The organism is Shinella sp. OV683, from assembly GCF_057787725.1.
The window spans coordinates 205,847-224,824 of the sequence record NZ_JBYMED010000002.1; the positions used below are offsets into that span (position 1 = coordinate 205,847).

Sequence of the window (18,978 nt, forward strand, 5' to 3'; positions counted from 1 at the left end):
GTCAGGCGCCCGCCTCGTCCAGCCGAGTAATCGCCTCATCCGAAAGCGAAAGCCTTGTGGCGCTGGCCAAACCGGCAACCTGCAGGATGCTTGTTGCACTGGCTATGGGCGCGGTAACTGCTTTCTTGCTGAGCAACCAGGCCAGGGCCACCTCAGCCGGCTTTGCGCTCGCGTCGGCGGCCACCTGATTGAGCGCGACAAGAATTCGGAGTCCCTTGTCGTCAAAATATTTCAATAGGCCGTCGCCGCGGGGGCGGCCTTCGATATCTGCCTTGGACTTATATTTGCCGGACAGAAAGCCTGACGCGAGGCTGTAATAGGTGATGACGGCGATCTCCTCCTTGGAGCAAAGATCAGCAAGAGGACCTTCAAATCCGGCACGATCGTAGAGATTGTATTCCGGCTGCAGCACATCATACCTTGCAACGCCGTTGGTCTTTGCCGCGTCAATCGAATCCTGTAACTGCTGCGCATCCAAATTCGAGCAGCCAAACGAACGGATCTTTCCCTGCGCCCTCAATTTTTCATAGGCGCCGAGTGTTTCCTCATAAGGCGTCTCGGGATCGTGCCAATGCGAAAGATACACATCCAGGTAGTCGGTCTGAAGGCGGCGCAACGATGCTTCGACGGCCTCTGCTATATAGGCCGCTTTCAACCCCTTCTTGCCCTCGCCCATTTCCGAGCCAACTTTAGTGATCAGAACAACTTTATCACGGGATACAGTTCCCCGCTTGAGCCACTTTCCGATGATTGCCTCGGATTCCCCGCCGACATTGCCCGGCACCCAGGAAGAATAAACATCCGCGGTGTCGATCGTATTCAATCCGGCATCGAATGACGCATCCAGCACGCTAAAGGAGGTAGCTTCATCAATCGTCCAGCCGAATACATTGCCGCCGACAATGATCGGCGAGACCTCAAGACCTGTTCGGCCTAGGCGTCGTTTTTGCATAGCTATCTCCATTTTTAATCAGGCGCCGAATATACCGCACGCGATGGCTGGTCGCTGTAAGGAAGGCGCCACACACGGGGAAGTCGGAAAAAAGTAAACAAGATACCCTGCTCGGCGGATGGGATACGCGTCATTCAACAACGCATACCCCCGTGCCAAAGGGAAGCTGTGTTAAGACTTTTCGTTCTCTTCTCCGAATACCTTGCCGGCGCCCGCCCAGTTCGACGGTGCAACGTCTTCAAAGATCACGTAAATGTAGCTCGGGTCGGTTCCGGTGTTCTTGACGATGCTGTCAGTGATTTCAGCAGCAACGGCCTTTTTCGCTTTAGCATCTTTACCGCTGAACCAGCTTACGCGTACGACAGGCATGATAGTTTCCTTTGAAAGTGACGGTCAATTTCCGCCTCGTGGGTTAAGCCCGGTAGCCAGGTTAGCGCTCCAGGAATGATGTAAGATCGTCCGTGAACTTCATGGGATTCTTGAAGGCGAGAAAATGGTCGCCCTGTTCTGCAGCCGGATAGACGTACAGCTCTGAGCCCGGGATCACAGACTGCATCCATCTTTGGCTCGGCACATTGTTGCTGTTTTCGCCGGTAAAGATTGCTGTTGGCACATTGATCTTGTGGCTGACCACGTCACGCCAATCGTTCACGGCATGATCGAACAGAACGAGGCTCATAAATTTGGGATCGCTTTTGATGAACTCGCGAGCGAACGCTTCGGAGTTTTGGAAGGCCGGCGAGCCATTTTCCATGTAGCGGTGCATTGCGTTCATATCGACGACCTGATCGTTTGTGGGAGCGCCGCCAAAGGCCGCGATCATCCGCTCAGGCGATGTGGTCATGCCGCCGGCATCCAGGCGCTGCTGCTCCGACCAATCCGCATGCGTGTAAATTGAGATTGGCTCATCGATGAACGCGGCTTTGCGGATATTCTTTGTGCCGAACAGATCAATGTAGCTCCAGACCACAGACGCTCCCATGGACCAGCCACACAGGTTCACCTTTTCGACGCCAAGATGATCGATGAACTCTTTCAGGTCCGCTCCAAAACGGGCGATCCGGGTTCCGTATTCGACATTCTGAGAGAGGCCCTGATTGCGGGGATCGATCACATAGACGTGATATTTCCGGCTGAGGAGGTACATGACATTGACGTACTCGGCCCCGTTGGCAGACCAGCCCGGAACGAAAATCAGCGGTTGACCACTTCCAGCCTCCCAATAGGACAGCTTGACGCCATCGCTCGTCTGGAAGCTATTGATCTGTAGTTCCTTGAAATCAGAGAGTTTCGCTGGAAGACCTTCGATTATGTTTGGAAAGACATAGTCTTTGCCGAGCACTTCAACGGCCGGTCCCGCGAATGCTATGCTTGCAGACAGGACCAGTCCGGATAGAGCGCTGATCACAGAAGAAGACATTCGAACCATTTTACGAACCCTGCGAAATTGGATGGTGAAGCCTGGGCTCACCAGAAATCGTTGCCGAAGACAGTGTGGTAATGTAAATCCTGAGCATGATAAACAGCTCGAAATCTACGGTGTGTAGAGGGGTTTTCTACAATGGCTCAGCTAGAGCAACTCAATGGTATCATCAGCTTTGTCGAAGCGGGAACACTGCTGAGTTTCACCGCAGCCGCTGACAAACTCGGCATTACAAAGTCAGCCGTTGGCAAAAGCGTTGCTCGGCTGGAAGAACGGCTGGGCACGAAGCTCCTGCATCGCAGTACACGTAAGCTGACCTTGACGCCTGATGGTGAGGCCTATCTTGCAAGCTGCCGTCACGCTCTCGAAGAAATTGGTTCTGCAGAAGATGCGCTCGCAACGAAAAGCCAGCAACTTGCGGGCCGGTTGCGGATCGATGCCCCTGCCGCCTGGGGGCGACAGGTTCTGCTTCCGGTACTCGCTAAGATTACGAAGCAACATCCGGGGCTCACACTGTCCTTGTCGCTCACCGACAGGATCATCGACCCTGTCGAGGAAGGCGTGGATCTTGCTATCCGATTCGGCGAAACCAAAAACACAACCGGGCTGATCATTCGCAAACTGACCGAACAGAGAGCCTTGATCGTCGCATCACCCGAATACCTCAAAGCTCGTGGAGAGCCTGCCTCAATAGAGGACTTGCAAGAGTACGACTGCATCGTTGGATTTCGGCGTGATATTCCCAACACATGGCGGGTCAGGGCGACAGACGGGTTGGTTTATCGTGTCGCACCGCCTCCAACCCATGAGATCGGTGACGGCGCAGCCATTATCGATGCCGCTGTCGCCGGTCTTGGGTTCGCCCAGATGCCAAGTTCGCTTGTTGCGGACCACATCGCGGCGGGAAGACTTGTGTCGGTTCTTGATGCATTCACAAGTGCCAAAGTCGAAATCTCCGCCATCTGGCCGTCGACCAAGCACCTTCTCCCTCGCGTCCGGCATGTAGTTGAAGTTCTTGCACAGGAAGGCCGTCGGGGAAATTTGGGGGATTAGTCGAGCGGAAATCATACATACCATGCTCGGCGCCGTATGGCGTTTCCGCCATAGGACCGCGCCACCAGTGCTGTGCGACGCCCGCGGCCTTGGTACGTGCGATCTCATCGGCGCGGCTCAACAAACGACCCTTCATTGCGACACGCATGTCGTAAAGGACCGGCGTCGATGGTAGGTCAAGGTTCCAGACGTCATGGTGAACCAACTGAAAGGTCCAGCGCCCCTAGCTGTGTGGCATCGACGGCGAAGAGAGAACGCCGACGCGGTCGGTTTCCGGTGGGCAGATATCCCGCATTCAGTTGAGGATCGTAGCTCGGGTCGCCTACACATTCGGAGTGCTGCGGGTGTGGCTTTGACCTTCGGCTGGAGGATTCGGCTGTCCAGGACGGCCCACGTCCCAAGCCATCACACGGGCACCGACAGCAAGGCCGGTTTGGTCCCTGAAGGCAGAGCAAAAATCGAAGGATGGCGATCGAGGTCGAGCGCGGCCAATTCTAGTAGCCAATAGATTCGCGCCTCAACACTTTGGCCCCTTTGCACGTCGGCACCGCCCAGTTCGGCAAGACTCCGTGCTACATTGCGAAGAGCCTCAGCGGCGCTCATCGGGTCGGTCATGGGCATGCCCGTAATGCGAATTGCTTCGCTAATCGAGACGAGACCGCCGTTGGAAACTGCTAGATCGGACTGCATTTCGCCAAGTCGATAGAGGGCGTGACCGAGCGACAGCGCAGCAAGCGCGTCTTCTGACTCTCGGATATCTCCTCGGGACCGAACAGCCAGGCTAAAGACAAGATAACGAAGACGCGCCAGATGGCGTTGCGCCCACGGGGTTGCAGCCCGAAGTGAAATTGCAATGATCTCGCGGCGGATCGCTTCCCTGATATGCCGACGACGTCGTTTCGTATCTATTGGAAGTAGCCAGCGATAGAAAGCATAGCTGAGGGCGATTCCGGCCAAAAGCATGACTTCGATCGCAATCAAACTCGTGGCCAAGTCATGGTTCACGTCCACCGGGCGGGCGAGAACCGCAAAGAGCATATTGAATGCCAGACCGATAAAGACGGTGCCACTCCGAGCTTGTAGAAGGGATGCCGCAAACAGAAAGGGAATTGCCAGACACAGGGAAATCCAGCCGTTTGCGACTTCGGGAAGAACTGCTAGCCGCCACACTATTGCAGCTATCGCCGCCGCAATGCCGGCGAAAAATACCTGCTTCACGACTGCCGCCGGTTCGTCGACGGCTGAAAACAAAACAGTGAAAATGCAGGTGCCGAGGATAAGGTATCTCGACTCTTCCCACGGGAGAATGAGCCAGGCTAACCCAGCAATTCCGGATGCAAGCCCTCCTCTGACAACGGCCAGCCTCAGCCCCGCCAGATCAACGTGAGGTGAGGACCACTTCACTGCAGGCGGTAGGTCGGTCGATCTTAGCCTGTTGTAGCCGTCTTTGGCACGGGTCAGCAACGCTCTCATTTCTTCAAGAACTGGTGAAAGGACGGGGTCCGCAGCTTCGAGCTGTATCGACGCTGCTTCAATCGCATCTGTCTCCAGTATTCCGTGCACGGCAAGAGCCTTCGCTGACGAAATGAAGGCTTGCTGCAGCGAACCGATGCCTGCCCGATCGGAATCCTGTGTATGGGGCACTCGGGAGCGAATAGCGCGAGCGACAACGATCAAATCCAGAAGAAATGCGAATAGCGCGTTCAGGTCCTGAAGTTTGCGACGGGAAACCATCGAACCTGCAACACTGTCTTCAGCCGAAGCCTGAAGCGATGCGAGCATTGCCAGGAACTCGCGTTCCCTGACCGTCGATTTATCTTCAGTGTTCACCAAAGCGTCAGCGATCAGCGTCATGGCTTGCGCGACAGCGCTTTTGGCCTGGTTCGCAATCACTGAACCGGGGGATTTCGGCCCCAATGCGATCGCGACAAGGATAGCAGAGCCCACTCCGACGAAGTTATCCAAGGTCCGAGCAACGGCGAAACTGATTGGGTCCAGGGATGATGCAAACGTCAGCGAAACGACCACGGCAGATGTCAGGCCACAAAGTGCGGCGCTATACGCTCGCTGATGTCGCATCGCATTGGCAATCCCGCAACAGATAGAGATCCAAAGCGTAAGGCAGATCGCGGCAACAGCAAGTGAAGGCGAGGCTAGGACGATGCCCGCGCCCGCAACCGCGCCCAGAACAGTCCCAACCAGCTGGGCAAGGCTCCGTTCAAGCAACAGCCCTCGCGGCGGCTGACCGATCATCCAGACCGCCATTGCTGCCCACCACGGATTGTGGAGCGACAGAATATTTGCGGCGGCCATTGCAGTCGTCGATGCGAGAGTAAGCCGAATGGCTACGTTTCTACCCGGTGGGTCGAGAAAAGCTGAAACGAGGGTCTTCACTGTTTTACTTTTCTCGCTGTTCAATAACACCGCCTATCAAATGCGCTGGAATGGCAAGGAGGCTTGCCGATAGGTGATAACGTTGGCCGATCCACCACATGTGGTGGCAGTAAACTGGCTTGTAGTGCTAAAGTGACCTCGATGCTCAGAAATGATAGGCCTGAGCGGGGTCCTCCAGAGTGATCCACTGGATCTCGGTGAACTCTTCTAGAACGGCTTTGCCATCGAACCGGCCATAGCCGCTACTCTTCATGCCGCCATAAGAAAGCTTGGAGGCCGCGACTTCCGCCGCTATTACACTGCAGAATTTGGGGACCTTCTCTTCGAGAAGAGCTGCCGATTCGACGGCGGCAAGCGCGCCCCTCACCTATGCCGCCGCTGCGAGCGTTACAAGTCTGCCAGTCACCAGATGTCTGCGCTCAAAGGTAGCGACTTGCTCCGCTTGGCGCGGAACATTATCGATTGCAGGTTCTGTTCATACGATCGGTCACTTTCATCTTTATGAAACACTGCAGCTGAAGCAGCCTTATGCGGCGGCTTCTGAGAAGCGCAGAATTGGCTTGATGGTGACGCCGGCCTCACTGTCGGCCATGGCTTGGTTCAGTTCCTCGAACCGATAGAATTTGACGAGGCGGTCGAAGGGAAAACGGCCCTGACGATACAGTTCGACCAGTTCGGGAATGAACGTGCGGGAGACAACGTCGCCTTGAACGATACCCATGATCCGTCGCCCCGGGATCATCACGTCGTTCACGTTGAAACTGGCCTCGGTCCCTTCCCGGGTGGCGCCGACGATTCCGCAAGTTCCCAGCGTGCCCAGGCTATCGATGGCTTGGCGCAGAACTTCTGCTCGACCACTGCATTCCAAGGTAAAATCGGCGCCGCTTTTGGTCATTTTGCGAACTTCGGCGACCGGATCTGCTTCGCGGCTGTTAATCGTATGCGTTGCACCGACTTCCATTGCCAGTGCGAGCCGCTCGGGATTCACGTCGACTGCGATGATGGTGGTTGCCCCACCTACCCGAGCGGCCATGACCGCGGCCAAGCCAACAGCGCCTGTACCAAAGGTGGCGAAGGACGACCCGGCGTGAACTTTCAGCGCATTCAGGACGGCGCCTGCGCCGGTTTGGATACCGCACCCCAGAGGTCCGAGCAGCTCCAGCGGAACATCTTTTCGTACCTTGACGACGTTGCGCTCATTGGCGATGGCGAACGTTGCAAAAGAGGACTGGCCAAAAAAATGATCGCGAAGCTCGCCGCCATTTGCGTCGCACGCCGAGCATGTCCCATCCATTCTGGACCCACCAAAATTGAGCAGTGCCATATGATCGCAATGCGCGGGGTGTCCCGCTACGCACGGATCGCAAATGCCGCACGACATATATGTCATGACGACGTGGTCACCTGGTACCACAGTCGTCACGTCGCTACCGATCTGCTCCACGACCCCAGACCCTTCATGTCCTAAAATAATCGGCATCGGTGTTGTAAAAAGCTGGTCGCGCACGACAATGTCGGTGTGACAAACACCGCTTGCCACGAGCCTCACCACGATTTCGTTTGCGCGCGGTTCGCTCAACGACGCATTTACGAGGTGAAGTGGTTCACCTTTGCTATGCAAAACTGCGGCACGCATCGGCCGGCGTAAACTGGTCGTTTGCATCAGACTTCTTCCTTTACGTCGACTTGGCAAAATTTGACTTATCGATGGAGAAACGCTTACGAGCCTGAACTTGGTTTTGAAAACACCGTTTTGGTCTTGATCATATCGATTTGATATGATCTTCGTCGCCCTACAGCATTTTTTATTGAGTCGATGGCGGATCATCATATCCGAACAGGGATATCAAATGGACCTCAGGAGGCTGAGATATTTCGTGACCGTCGCGCGTATGGGGAGCTTTACGCGGGCGTCCGCGCTCCTGCGAATGGCGCAGCCCCCTCTAAGTCAGCGTATTCGAGAACTGGAGCTCGAAATCGGCTCCATCCTGATCAACAGGGACTCACGGCCTTTGACCCTAACTCCCGCAGGACGGGTGTTTTTCGACCATGCAGTACAGGTTTTGCAGAAGACAGACGCGATGATGGCGACCATGCGGCGGTTGCTCACTGACGAACGCCGTACACTTAACCTCGGCGTTGTGCCCGCGAGCTTTCACGGGAATCTCGCCAGTGTCATTCGGGAATATCGGCGCGCATTGCCAGATGTCGATGTGCATATCCTGGAGATGAATAGCATCGAGCAAGCAGACGCCCTTAGGCAAGGACGGATCGACGCCGGTATCAGTCGAGTTGAAGTTGTTTCGGACGGTGTTCGGCGCATCGTTTTACGCCACGAGCCAATGGTAGTTGCCCTACCCTATGATCATCACTTGGCAAATCAAGAGGATTCGATGCCGCTCGAGGCATTGAGAGATGAGCCGTTCATTGTTTACACCAGCGATCCTCGTCCTAGCTTGGCAGACCATGTCCTCGGTCAGTTTGCAGAGCGCAACATAGTTCTTTCGAACGTTATCGAGGTCAGGCAATACGAAACGGCAATAATACTGATTGCGGCGGGAAGCGGGCTATCGATCGTTCCAGCATCCGCTCGTTTGGTTGCTTTACCTGGAGTAACCTACCGGAGTCTGACAGAGCAGATTACCTCGCCAATAGTCTTTTGCCATCGAGAGGATGATACCTCAATGGAACTTCGTGTTCTGCACTCAATTGTCACTCAGCTGCTAGATGTTTGATCCGGACTGTGATGTCTTGTTGATCCGGATCGGGTGCGTAGAATTATCCGGCAAGAAATCTCCTCGACGTTTGACGAGCGAGTCCAGGACGTCGGCGGATTTCCGCGTCAACGCTTGAACCCACAGCGTGTCATCACGCAACATCCATGCCGCGATCTACAAAGGAATGAGGTACATGATGGCGACCTGAGCCCCAGATGCACGTTACGCGGACCGAGACCAGTGTTAGCGATTGGGCCGATTAGCCCATAGCTGGCCGAGCAATCGTCACGAAACGCAATCGGCGAACCGGTTATGCTCGGCGACGGTGTCCTTCTAACCTCCATGATGCCTCAGAACACTGTCAGCCATGGATGTGCTTAGAGATTAAGTCCTGAAACGCAATCTGATTGCGTGTTTCGTTTTCACAAAGATCGAGATCGAATTCGATCTCGATCTTTGTGAGCCTGTAGCGCAGGGTGGATATGTGAATGGATAGTCTTTCGGCTGTCTCCTGATATTTGCCGCCCGTTTCTGCGAACACGAATGCTGTCTTGATTAGCTTTTTGTCAGCCTTCGCCAGAAACCGTCCGACAACCACCGCGTTGGCGGTCTCGAGTTTGATAGGTAGACGTCGATACTCCTCGAGGTCGCGATCGAAGCGCTTCAGTTCCGCCTCGCGCAACATCGCCATCGCCAGACAGCGTGCAACGGCCTCGATGTCGTGCAGGATGAGGTCTGAAAAGTCGATCCGTTCGCGGGAATGAACCGTCAGAACGAAGGTCGCCGCATTGAAGCGCGGCAGCTTGGCGATCAGCACCGAATGATAATTTAAGATCTCGGCGTCGAGCCGGTAGAGCGGAAATTGGGCCTGCTCCTGGATGTCGGATGTGAAGAATGCCCTGCCTGTCTCAATAACGCCGCGTGAGGGGCTGAAGGTGAGCGGCCACCGTTTCGGCGTGCCGTCGAACAATGGGCCTGTTCTTCCGAAACTGTCGATCAGGTCGATGAAGGCGCCCTCCTCGTCGAGCCGGAGCAAAGCGGAAACATGCCAGCATTCCCAGCTCTCGCAGACGAGGCGAAGCGCGGTCTCGATCGCTGGCTGCCCCTGCAGACAGGCATCGAAATACTCCTTGACGAAGGTGCTGATGATGGCGCTTCTCCTACGATTCATAGGAAAAATAGCGTGAAGTCTTGAAACAAACAAGCGATGCCATCGCGCACGAAAACTGCGAGCTTCGTTGCAGACGCAATCATTGCCAGAAAGCGACCGGTGCCCATGAAGAGAAAGATGCATTTGCTTGCATATTTGAAGACTGGCCCCACCGCGTTTCACACCGGCGGGTGGAGACACCCTGAATCGACCCTTGACGACATCTTCGAGCCCGCACGCTACGAGCGCATCGCAGGCATTCTCGAGGATGCCTGTTTTGACGGCTGCTTCTTTGCCGATTTGTTCGGGCTTTACGACATCCACAAAGGCAGCCCTGAAACATATGTCCGCAGCGGCGGCCAGATCAGCTTCCTCGACCCGTTGACGGTCCTGCCTATCATGGCGCGTGCGACCACCCGCCTCGGCCTCGGAGCAACTCTGTCCACCTCACTGTTTCACCCTTACTATCTCGCACGGACACTGCTATCGCTGGACGTGCTCAGCAAGGGTCGCGTGGCATGGAACGTGGTGACCTCGGCAACAAATCTGGAGGCGCAGAACTTCGGTTTCGATTCGTTGCCTGACAAGGATCAGCGCTATGATATGGCCGACGAAGTCGTTGAAGCCTGCATAAAGCTCTGGCACAGCTGGGACGCCGACCCGTTCGTCTTCGACAAGAATGCAGGGTTCTTCGCCGACCCCACCAAGGTCCACTATGCCGACTACGAAGGTCGGTACGTGCGCACCCGCGGGCCGCTTTCGATACCTCGCAGCGCACAGGGCCACCCGGTCATCATGCAGGCGGGTTCGTCGGATAGGGGCCGGCAGTTCGCCGCGCGCTGGGCCGAGGTGGTCTTCGCCGCCCAGCTCGGCAAGCCGAAGATGCAGGAATTCTATGCCGATCTGAAGCGGAGGATGGTCGCCCGAGGCCGGCGGCCGGAGGATTGCGCCATCCTGGCACAGGTGACCTGCATCATCGGCGAGACCGAATCCATCGCGCGCGAAAAGGCCGATTTTATCAACGCCCTGGCCACAGAAGACCTCAAGATCGCCACCACCTCCAGTTCCGTGGGCGTCGATATAAGCCGATATAGGGAAGGCGACCAAATCTCGGCCGCCGCGGGTAGCCAGGGCATGGCAGGCGCCGTCGACATGCTGTCGCAGACCCAGTCGAACCTGGGGCTTTCCGTTACGGAAGCGGCGCGGACACTGCCCCCTGACCAGATCGTCGGTACCGCGGAGATGATTGCGGATCGACTGGAGGACCTGTTCCTGTCGAATGCCTGTGACGGCTTCGTGCTGACGCCAGCGACGTTTCCGACCAGCCACGAGGCATTTGCCCGCTCCGTCGTGCCGATTCTTCAGCAGCGCGGGGTATTTCGCCGATATTACTCCGCCGCCACGATGCGCGGCAATCTGCGGGGAGACATGCAATGACGGAAGCAACCCTCCTGTCCAGACAGGACGAGTGCATCCCGGATGCGCTGCGATCGATATTCAGGGATGCGATGGCTCAACATGCCAGCGGAGTCACGCTCGTGACGACCGATGGTGATGGGGGCAAGGCAGGATTTGCGGCGACTGCGGTCTGCAGCCTCAGCGACAGGGTTCCGAGCCTGCTGGTCTGCGTCAACCGGGCGTCCTCCGCCCATGCCGCCATACGCACCAACAAGGTGGCTTGCGTCAACATACTTGGCGAGGAAGACCGGGAAATCTCCAGCCTGTTCGGCGGCAAGACACCCATGGACGAGCGCTTCCAAGCCGGAAGCTGGACTGTCTGCGCCAACGGGTCGCCAGCACTTTCGAGCGCCATGGTCAGCATCGACTGCGCGCTGATCGAAGTTTACGACGGCGCCACACACGATATCCTGATCTGCAAGGTCACGGACATTTGCCAACGGGGCGGAAATCCCCTCGTCTACTTCAACAGATCGTATCGGCAACTCTCCTGAACCCTGCGTGGTGAAAGGTGATCCGATTGTGAAACCTGGAAAGGAACGCGACACGTTTTGAATGCTGCATGCAAAGCATGCCGTCGTATCGGAAACACGCGGTGGGCCGCGACGTCATCCGACACGACGGACGCGTGAACAACCAATGCACAATCCAAGAGGGGAATAAAGATGTATACGAGACGAGATACACTCGGATTGATGAGCCTTTCCTTGATCGCCGGCGCAAGCGCAAGCTTCCTGCCGAAGCGCGCGCAGGCCGCGACCGATATCACCGTGCTGAACTGGCAGGGTTACGGAACCGATGAGGCTTGGTCGCTCAAGAAGTTCGCGGAAACAACCGGCATCAATGTCATTCATGATTACTACAGTTCGGAATCCGAGGCACTGACCAAGCTTCATACCAATCCAGGTCAGTACGACCTGGTGGTTTTCAGCGCATCCCGCGCTCTCCAGGCGATTTCCGAGGACCTGCTGCTGCCCATCGACTTCTCAAAGGTCGCGAACGCAGCCGGCGTCGATAAGTCTGTCATCGAGAACGTGAACTTCATGGCTGACGGCAAGGGCTATGCCGTTCCCTGGAATTGGGGACTCACGTCGATTACGTATCGTGAAGGCATGCCCGAACCCACCAGCTACCTGACCTTGGCGGACAAGCAGTTTGCCAATCGCGTGTGTTTGATGGATGACGGCATCACCGGCGTGGCGATGGCTGCGCTGATGACCGGCCAGGACATAAACAATCCAAAGGATCTCGGCGCGATCAAGGACATGCTCAAGTCCCTGAAACCCAATGTGAAGCTTTTGTGGAGCACCGAGGATCAGTGGAACAAGGCGTTTGCCGCCAAGGAATTCGATATTTCCATGTTCTGGTCGGGCTCTCTGGTGCGTTCGAAGCGGAACCTCAAGTTGCCGGTGAACTTCACGGTGCCCAGAGAAGGCGGAATGGGTTGGCTGGCCGGGCTCTGTATCCCATCGGCATCGACAAAGGTCGCTGAAGCGCATGTCTTTGCCAATTGGCTGATGGATCCCGCATTTTACGTGGAATGGGCGACGAAGGTCGGCGCGCCTGCTTCGGTCAGTCAGACCATCATGGATGCCCTTCCGGCCGATGATCTAAGCCGTCTGTTCCACAAGCCGGAATATCTGAAATCCATGGCCGTGATGTCGGCACTACCGGATGAAAGACTGCAGGCTTTCACCGATCTATGGTTGGAAGTGAAGGCATACTATGCCGAATAGACGCGCTAAGCCTCAGGACGGCCGTGGGGCGACCATGCAACAGCATCGATCGTCCTCGGCACCCTTTCGTTTGGCTTCACCCTGGACTCTGCAACAGAGATCCGACTTGGCCCCTACGGTCAATACGACGCAAAAGGGAATATCGCGATGATGGATGTCGATCAGCAGGAAGGATGTGGGCTGCAGGCGGTGGGGACCGGCCTACCTCGTTGCCACTTGCCCGGAACCATCGAGCATGTATGACGCAAGGAATAGCAACGCGCGAGAAGGTGCATTACCCGGCCTAAAGGTAAGTCGTCCTCCTCTTCCCGCATGGCTCTCCACGACTGCACTACTGCTCCCGACATATGCATGGCTGATGCTTGCCATTTTCCTCCCGCTGCTGGCGATGCTTGCCTTCTCCTTCATGGCAGCGACGCCCATCGGCAATCGCCCTGTGGTATTCACCTACAAGCACTACCTCGCCTTTATCAACCAACCTTATCTCGTTGGCATCGGCCTCAATTCGATCGTGATCGGCCTCTGGACAACGTCGATATGTGCGGTACTCGGCTTTCTGGCAGCGCTTGCACTTGTTCGGACGACAGTGGGCCGTAGCCGCGAGACCCTGCTCGTCCTCATTCTACTGCCGTTCTGGACCAATGGTCTGGTGCGGATCTTCTCCTGGACGATGGTCCTGCGAGAGAACGGCTTCCTCGACAATCTCTTCCACCTGATCGTGCCAGACGGGGGATCTATTGCGATCTTATATTCGCGCTACGCCATCGTCGTGGGCCTGGTGCACGGCTATCTGCCCTACATGATTCTGACCTGCTACATAGCCCTTCTGGCGATTGACGAGACCCTCATCGAGGCTGCCGCCAGCCTGGGCGCGCGATGGTGGGTCGTGCTGGGGAAAATCCTCCTGCCCCTGGCCATGCCGGGAATCATGTCCGGCGCGGTGCTGATCTTCATCCCGGTGATTGGATCCTTCATGGAAGCGCGCATCCTTGGCGGACGTGTCGGGGTGACGATGGGCACAGTGATCGAGGATCAGTTCACGCAGGCGTTCAACTGGCCCCTCGGCGCCTCCCTGTCATTCACCATGCTCGTCGTGGTGCTGGGCATCTTGGCGACATTCTCCGGCGTACTCCGCCGCAGTCCAGCTACGTGAGGGTATAGATGAGAATCCTTGGACGTCTCTTCCTAGTCCTGATCCTGTTTTTTCTGTACACACCGATCCTCGTGATGGTGGCGATGGGCTTCAACGCCTCCCCGCTCTACGAGCTTCCGTTCAACTTCAGCACGACCTGGTACCAGCAGTTGATGGGCAACCGGCCATTGCTGGCGGCGGGAGCCAACAGTATCATCATCGCATCACTTGCGTCGGTGCTTGCTACGACGATGGGAACAATCGCGGCCATCGCCCTGTCCCGACGCCGCTTTCGCGGCAAGTGCTTGCTTCGCCTCCTTCTCCTGCCGCCGATCGCAATCCCCTGGCTCATCACCGGCACCGCAATGCTGATCTTCTTCTACTGGGCCGGGATTGGCCGGGGATTCCACGCACTGCTCATCGGCCATGTCGCGCTCGCCATACCCTATGTCGTTCTGCTCGTCGGCACCGGACTGAGTACGATTCGTACGGATCTCGAGGAGGCGGCGATGAGCTTGGGGTCGACCCCTGTCCATGCTTTCTTTGCGGTTACTCTACCGCTCCTCTATCCAAGCATTTTCGGCGCGGCACTCTTCGCCTTCGCCGTCTCCCTGGACCAGTTCGTGATTTCCTATTTCCTCGCCACGCCTGGCTTCTCGACCTTGCCTGTCCAGATCTACTCGGCGATCCGGAAGGGTTTCACGCCGGAGATCAACGCGATCTCGACGCTGCTTCTCTTCGGTTCGATGACCATCATCCTGATCTTCACACGTTTTACCAAGCCGGGAGTACACCGTGACACGCGTTGACCTTCAAACCGTTGCGAAGAAATACGGCCCGATCCCGGTCCTGACCGGCATTACCGCGGAGTTCGAGGAGGGGTCTTTCACGAGCTTGCTAGGCCCGTCCGGCTCAGGCAAGTCGACGCTGCTGCGGATCATCGCCGGTTTCGTGCAACCCGACCAAGGCGTGGTGATGATCGGCGGACGGAACGTGACGCGGGTGCCCGTCTGGGGACGCAATATCGGCATGATGTTCCAATCCTATGCGCTTTTCCCACAAATGACGATCGCACAGAACGTGGCCTTCGGTCTCGAACGGCGCGGAATGCGTGGGCAAGTCGTCCGCAAGGAGGTCGAACGGGCGCTCGACTTGGTGCGGCTTCCGGACTTCGGCGACCGGTTTCCCAGGCAGTTGTCGGGCGGACAACAGCAACGGGTGGCGCTGGCGCGTGCGATCGTCATCCGGCCGAACGTGCTGCTGCTGGACGAACCCCTATCTGCCCTCGATCGCAGACTGCGCCAGGAAATGCAGGTGGAACTGCTTCGCATCCAGCGCGAAAGCGGCCTGACGACGATCTTCGTGACCCATGACCAGGAGGAAGCCCTGTCTCTCTCCGACCGCGTGGCGATCATCGACAAGGGCCGCATCGTGCAGATGGACAGCCCATCCGTCGCCTATGAACGCCCGAGGACCCGGTTTGCAGCCGAGTTTCTCGGCGATTCGAATTTTCTTTCGGGGATGACACACGAAGGGGCAGTCCGGCTCGATAGCGGGTCCCTGATACGGTTGGACGGTCCGAGGCAGACTGATGGACGCCGTGTGACACTGGCGATCCGGCCCGAAAAAATGTCGATGATTCCCTCGGCGGATCAAAACAGTATCGCCGCCCGTGTGACCGCCACCATCTATTCGGGGCCGACGCTGACATATCTACTGGAGACGCCCGACGGCGCGCCCCTGAAGCTCCTCGTGCAAAACAGCAGCGGCAATCACCGTATCAAGGACGACCGGCTGACACTGTATTGGTCGCCTGGACACACGGTTGTTCTTGAGGATTAGTCCAGCTAAAAGTCCAGCTAAATCAGTAGGGTTGACCTCAGGTCAGAGGCTCTTCGTTCGCGCTTGTGCGAGAATACGTTCATAAATCTGCTTCCCGATCTCAGTGAGATACTGGCGGCGCGTCGTACGGTTGATGAGCTTGACTCCCAGATGGTTTTTCCAGGGCCAGCACGTGTTCACCGACCAGATGAGGCGACATACCAAGCGCGTCGGCGGCCGCGCTGAACGACCCGAGGTCGATCGCCTTTACGAAAATCGCCGTGCGCCAAACGATCCATTAGAAACATTCTGTTGTAAGTGTTGTTACAAAATACTCATTTATCGCAGTTTCGTTTTAATCGCACCTTTGCGGCAAACTGAGACGTGATCGAATGAGCGAGTCATTATGAAGGCAGTCGTTATTCATCAGCCGGGCCTCGCCGAGGTTCTGAAGATCGAGGAACGCCCTGTTCCCACGCCGAGATCGGGGTGGGTGCTGATCAGGGTGAAAGCCTTCGGACTGAACCGTTCTGAACTCTTTACCAGACAAGGACATTCCCCGAGCGTCGTCTTTCCTCGTATCCTCGGAATTGAAGCTGTCGGAACCGTCGCTTCCGCTCCCGACGGAGAATTCCAGGAAGGCGACACGGTCGCGACGGCAATGGGCGGGATGGGCCGTGCGTTTGACGGCGGGTATGCGGAGTTCACGCTCGTTCCCGCGGCGAACGTACAGCGCCTGACCAGCTCGCTTGCTTGGGACATCCTCGGCGCGCTGCCAGAGATGGTGCAGACCGCATGGGGCGCGATCGAGACCGCTCTGCACCTCAAGCAAGGTGAGACCTTCCTGATACGCGGGGGGACCACATCCGTCGGCTTGACCGCAGCGATACTCGCAAAGCGCCGGGGTGCCCACGTCATCGCGACGACGCGTCGAAGAGAGCGCGAAGAAATGCTTCTGGCCAACGGTGCCGATGAGGTCATCCTTGACACGGGCGAGATTGCCACCGATGTGCGCCGTCTACACCCCGACGGTGTCGAGAAGGTGTTCGAACTGGTCGGCACTACCACATTGACGGACAGCCTGAACTGCGCGGCGAAGGGCGGCAGCGTCTGCATGGCGGGCATGGTCGGCGACGCCTGGGAATATCAACGCTTCGCTCCTATGGAGGTGATCCCCTCTACCGTGAACCTGACGACTTACACGGGCGGAGCTGACGATTTTGCGGCGACGCCGCTGCAGGAAATCATCGACGAAGTCGAGACCGGACGGTTCAAGCCCCCTATTGGCCGCGTCTTCGCCATCGACGAAATCGTCGAAGCCCACCGGACCATGGAAGAGAATAGGTCGGGCGGCAAGATCGTCGTTCTGACCTGATCCGTTTCCTGGCTTCCGGTAGTTCACCGAACCTTTTCGAGAGAACAATTCCCAATTCCACTGGAGAAAACAACCTCATGCCGATTAACTTCAAGCTTCTGGACGGTCTGCGTGACGGTCGTAACGACCACGACAACAATCTAATTGACGGCCTGGTTTCGGGCCGCGTCAACCGCCGCGAATTCCTTCGCTTTGGCTCCGTTCTCGGACTGTCGGCCCCGTTCATGGGAAGGCTCCTTGGAGCGGCAGGGATGGGTGCTGGCACATCAGGCTTGGCACTGGCCCAGACACCGGGCGGAACGGTACGGGTCGCCCAGCTCGTGCCGACCGCAGCGATCGAACCTGTGAAGCTCGCCGACTCCGGCGGGATCGTGGTATTGAGCCAAGTCGCCGAGACACTTGTACTTTCAGGCGCAGACCTCGTGGCGCGCCCGCTTCTGGCCGAGAGCTGGTCACCGAACAAAGACGGCACGGTCTGGACCTTCAAGCTGCGCAGCGATGTCAAATTCCACGACGGCAGGCCCATGACGGCCGACGATGTCGTCGCCAGCATCAACCGACTGGCCGATCCGGCCAACGGTTCGAACGCGCTATCGGTATTCGGCGGCGTGATGTCTAAGGGCGGCGCGAAGAAGGTCGCCGACCATACCGTCGAATTCCACCTCGACGCGGCGAACGGCAATTTTCCATACATGCTGTCGACCGACAATTACAATTCCGTGATCCTGCCAGCAGATTACGATGGCGATTTCGAGACCAAGATGATCGGGACCGGACCATTCAAGCTTGAATCCTACAAGCCCAAGGTGGGTGCGTCGTTCGTCCGCAACGAAAATTACTGGAGCAGCACGCCAATTCCTGACCGCGTCGAACTGAGCTTCTACGCCGACTATCAGCCACAAATCTTCTCGCTCCAAGGCGGAGAATGCGACTACATCCACCAGCTTCCCGTCCTGCAGTCGGCGGCCCTTCAGAACGATCCCGCGATTGTGACGATGGCGATACCGTCCACAGCGCACCAGCTCGTCCACATGCGGACCGACAAGGCACCATTTACCGACAAGCGAGTCCGGCAGGCGATCGCGTTGTGCCTCGACCGGCCCAGGCTCGTCAAGGGTCTAATGAGGGGCAAGGCCGTCGTCGGCAACGACAACCCATTTGCCTCGGCATATCCCTCCACCGACACAGGCGTGCCGCAGCGCGAGAAAGACATCGCCAAGGCGAAGGAACTGATGGCGGCGGCCGGGGCGGGAGGCGGATTTGAGATTTCGCTCACCACAGCGAAATATCTTGAACTTCCCGACTACGCGGTGCTCATCCAGAACGCGGTCAAGGAGATTGGCATCACTCTGAACCTCAACTTGATGGATCAGGGCGCTTATTATGGAGACGCCGTTTTCGGCAAGTCGCCGTGGCTCGATTCAGACATGGGCATCACTGACTTCGGCCACCGGGGCGTTCCCAACGTGTTCCTGACAGCTCCCCTCAAGAGCGAGGGGACCTGGAACTCCGCCCATTTTAAAAACAAGGACTATGACAGCTTGGTTTCCACCTACGTGGCCGCACTCGATATCGACGCCCAGAAGAAAGCAGCCGGAGAAATTCAAAGGCTCCTCCTTGAGGAGAATCCGACAATCATCAGCTACTTCAACGACTTTGTTTCAGCGGCAAAGAAAGGCGTTTCCGGCATTGAACTGACGGCCATGGGTCATCTGTTCCTTCGCAAGGCATCGGTCTAGGCGAGGACATCCCATACGGATTGATGAC

At 57.1% G+C, this 18,978-nt stretch carries 17 protein-coding genes and 2 pseudogenes; 10 read left to right on the plus strand and 9 right to left on the minus strand.

The genetic code is table 11. The annotated features are described in order from the left end of the window. Position 1: 1 nt before the first annotated feature. The 3 genes from ACXHRN_RS27950 to ACXHRN_RS27960 form a co-directional block, all read right to left on the minus strand. A complete protein-coding gene (locus ACXHRN_RS27950; protein ID WP_488642097.1) occupies positions 2–952 on the minus strand; it encodes an aldo/keto reductase in 951 nt (316 codons plus the stop codon). Between the two features lie 171 nt (positions 953–1,123). Beyond that, entirely contained in the window at positions 1,124–1,321 is a 198-nt protein-coding gene (locus ACXHRN_RS27955; RefSeq protein WP_488642098.1) for a tautomerase family protein, read from the minus strand. Positions 1,322–1,382: 61 nt separating this feature from the next. After that, positions 1,383–2,372, minus strand: a complete 990-nt coding sequence (locus ACXHRN_RS27960; protein ID WP_488642099.1) for an alpha/beta fold hydrolase — start codon at positions 2,370–2,372, stop codon at positions 1,383–1,385. A gap of 141 nt (positions 2,373–2,513) precedes the next feature. On the opposite strand from ACXHRN_RS27960, the gene ACXHRN_RS27965 reads away from it, so the two are divergent. Next, positions 2,514–3,428 carry a LysR family transcriptional regulator gene (locus ACXHRN_RS27965; RefSeq protein WP_488642100.1) on the plus strand — a complete coding sequence of 305 codons (915 nt, stop codon included), beginning with the start codon at positions 2,514–2,516 and terminating at the stop codon, positions 3,426–3,428. A 142-nt stretch (positions 3,429–3,570) separates the two neighbouring features. On the opposite strand, the pseudogene ACXHRN_RS27970 reads toward ACXHRN_RS27965, so the two are convergent. From ACXHRN_RS27970 to ACXHRN_RS27985, 4 genes and pseudogenes are all read right to left on the minus strand, one after another. Continuing rightward, positions 3,571–3,636 (minus strand): annotated as a pseudogene (locus tag ACXHRN_RS27970) (hypothetical protein); the annotation flags it as partial. A 197-nt stretch (positions 3,637–3,833) separates the two neighbouring features. Beyond that, positions 3,834–5,846 (minus strand): FUSC family protein, encoded by a 2,013-nt coding sequence (locus ACXHRN_RS27975; RefSeq protein ID WP_488642101.1) that lies wholly within the window; start codon positions 5,844–5,846, stop codon positions 3,834–3,836. A 121-nt stretch (positions 5,847–5,967) separates the two neighbouring features. Then, complete coding sequence (locus ACXHRN_RS27980) at positions 5,968–6,189, minus strand: aldehyde dehydrogenase family protein (protein ID WP_488642102.1); 222 nt, start codon at positions 6,187–6,189, stop codon at positions 5,968–5,970. A 159-nt stretch (positions 6,190–6,348) separates the two neighbouring features. Continuing rightward, positions 6,349–7,485, minus strand: a complete 1,137-nt coding sequence (locus tag ACXHRN_RS27985; RefSeq protein ID WP_488642103.1) for an NAD(P)-dependent alcohol dehydrogenase — start codon at positions 7,483–7,485, stop codon at positions 6,349–6,351. A gap of 115 nt (positions 7,486–7,600) precedes the next feature. On the opposite strand from ACXHRN_RS27985, the gene ACXHRN_RS27990 reads away from it, so the two are divergent. Then, positions 7,601–8,557, plus strand: coding sequence for a LysR family transcriptional regulator (locus ACXHRN_RS27990; RefSeq protein WP_488642104.1), 957 nt, complete (start codon positions 7,601–7,603; stop codon positions 8,555–8,557). A 343-nt stretch (positions 8,558–8,900) separates the two neighbouring features. On the opposite strand, the gene ACXHRN_RS27995 is transcribed toward ACXHRN_RS27990, so the two are convergent. Beyond that, positions 8,901–9,833, minus strand: coding sequence for a helix-turn-helix domain-containing protein (locus ACXHRN_RS27995; protein WP_488642105.1), 933 nt, complete (start codon positions 9,831–9,833; stop codon positions 8,901–8,903). On the opposite strand from ACXHRN_RS27995, the gene ACXHRN_RS28000 reads away from it, so the two are divergent. The 6 genes from ACXHRN_RS28000 to ACXHRN_RS28025 all read left to right on the plus strand — a co-directional run bounded on the left by ACXHRN_RS28000 (position 9,828) and on the right by ACXHRN_RS28025 (position 15,857). Further along, complete coding sequence (locus ACXHRN_RS28000; RefSeq protein WP_488642106.1) at positions 9,828–11,126, plus strand: NtaA/DmoA family FMN-dependent monooxygenase; 1,299 nt, start codon at positions 9,828–9,830, stop codon at positions 11,124–11,126. The two genes, ACXHRN_RS27995 and ACXHRN_RS28000, sit on opposite strands and share 6 nt — an antisense overlap. Further along, entirely contained in the window at positions 11,123–11,641 is a 519-nt protein-coding gene (locus tag ACXHRN_RS28005; RefSeq protein ID WP_488642107.1) for a flavin reductase, read from the plus strand. Before ACXHRN_RS28000 ends, ACXHRN_RS28005 begins: the two co-directional genes overlap by 4 nt. A 171-nt stretch (positions 11,642–11,812) precedes the next feature. After that, positions 11,813–12,883, plus strand: a complete 1,071-nt coding sequence (locus tag ACXHRN_RS28010; RefSeq protein WP_488642108.1) for an ABC transporter substrate-binding protein — start codon at positions 11,813–11,815, stop codon at positions 12,881–12,883. A 235-nt stretch (positions 12,884–13,118) separates the two neighbouring features. Next, positions 13,119–14,036 carry an ABC transporter permease gene (locus ACXHRN_RS28015; protein ID WP_488642109.1) on the plus strand — a complete coding sequence of 306 codons (918 nt, stop codon included), beginning with the start codon at positions 13,119–13,121 and terminating at the stop codon, positions 14,034–14,036. Between the two features lie 8 nt (positions 14,037–14,044). Continuing rightward, a complete protein-coding gene (locus tag ACXHRN_RS28020; RefSeq protein ID WP_488642110.1) occupies positions 14,045–14,824 on the plus strand; it encodes an ABC transporter permease in 780 nt (259 codons plus the stop codon). Beyond that, positions 14,811–15,857 (plus strand): ABC transporter ATP-binding protein, encoded by a 1,047-nt coding sequence (locus ACXHRN_RS28025; protein WP_488642111.1) that lies wholly within the window; start codon positions 14,811–14,813, stop codon positions 15,855–15,857. Before ACXHRN_RS28020 ends, ACXHRN_RS28025 begins: the two co-directional genes overlap by 14 nt. A gap of 60 nt (positions 15,858–15,917) precedes the next feature. Here ACXHRN_RS28025 and ACXHRN_RS28030 read toward each other — a convergent pair. Then, positions 15,918–16,131 (minus strand): annotated as a pseudogene (locus ACXHRN_RS28030) (LysR family transcriptional regulator); the annotation flags it as partial. 111 nt (positions 16,132–16,242) lie between these two features. Between ACXHRN_RS28030 and ACXHRN_RS28035 the strand changes: the two are divergent. Continuing rightward, positions 16,243–17,211 carry a zinc-binding alcohol dehydrogenase family protein gene (locus tag ACXHRN_RS28035; RefSeq protein ID WP_488642112.1) on the plus strand — a complete coding sequence of 323 codons (969 nt, stop codon included), beginning with the start codon at positions 16,243–16,245 and terminating at the stop codon, positions 17,209–17,211. 77 nt (positions 17,212–17,288) lie between these two features. Further along, complete coding sequence (locus ACXHRN_RS28040; RefSeq protein ID WP_488642113.1) at positions 17,289–18,950, plus strand: ABC transporter substrate-binding protein; 1,662 nt, start codon at positions 17,289–17,291, stop codon at positions 18,948–18,950. Positions 18,951–18,978 lie beyond the last annotated feature (28 nt).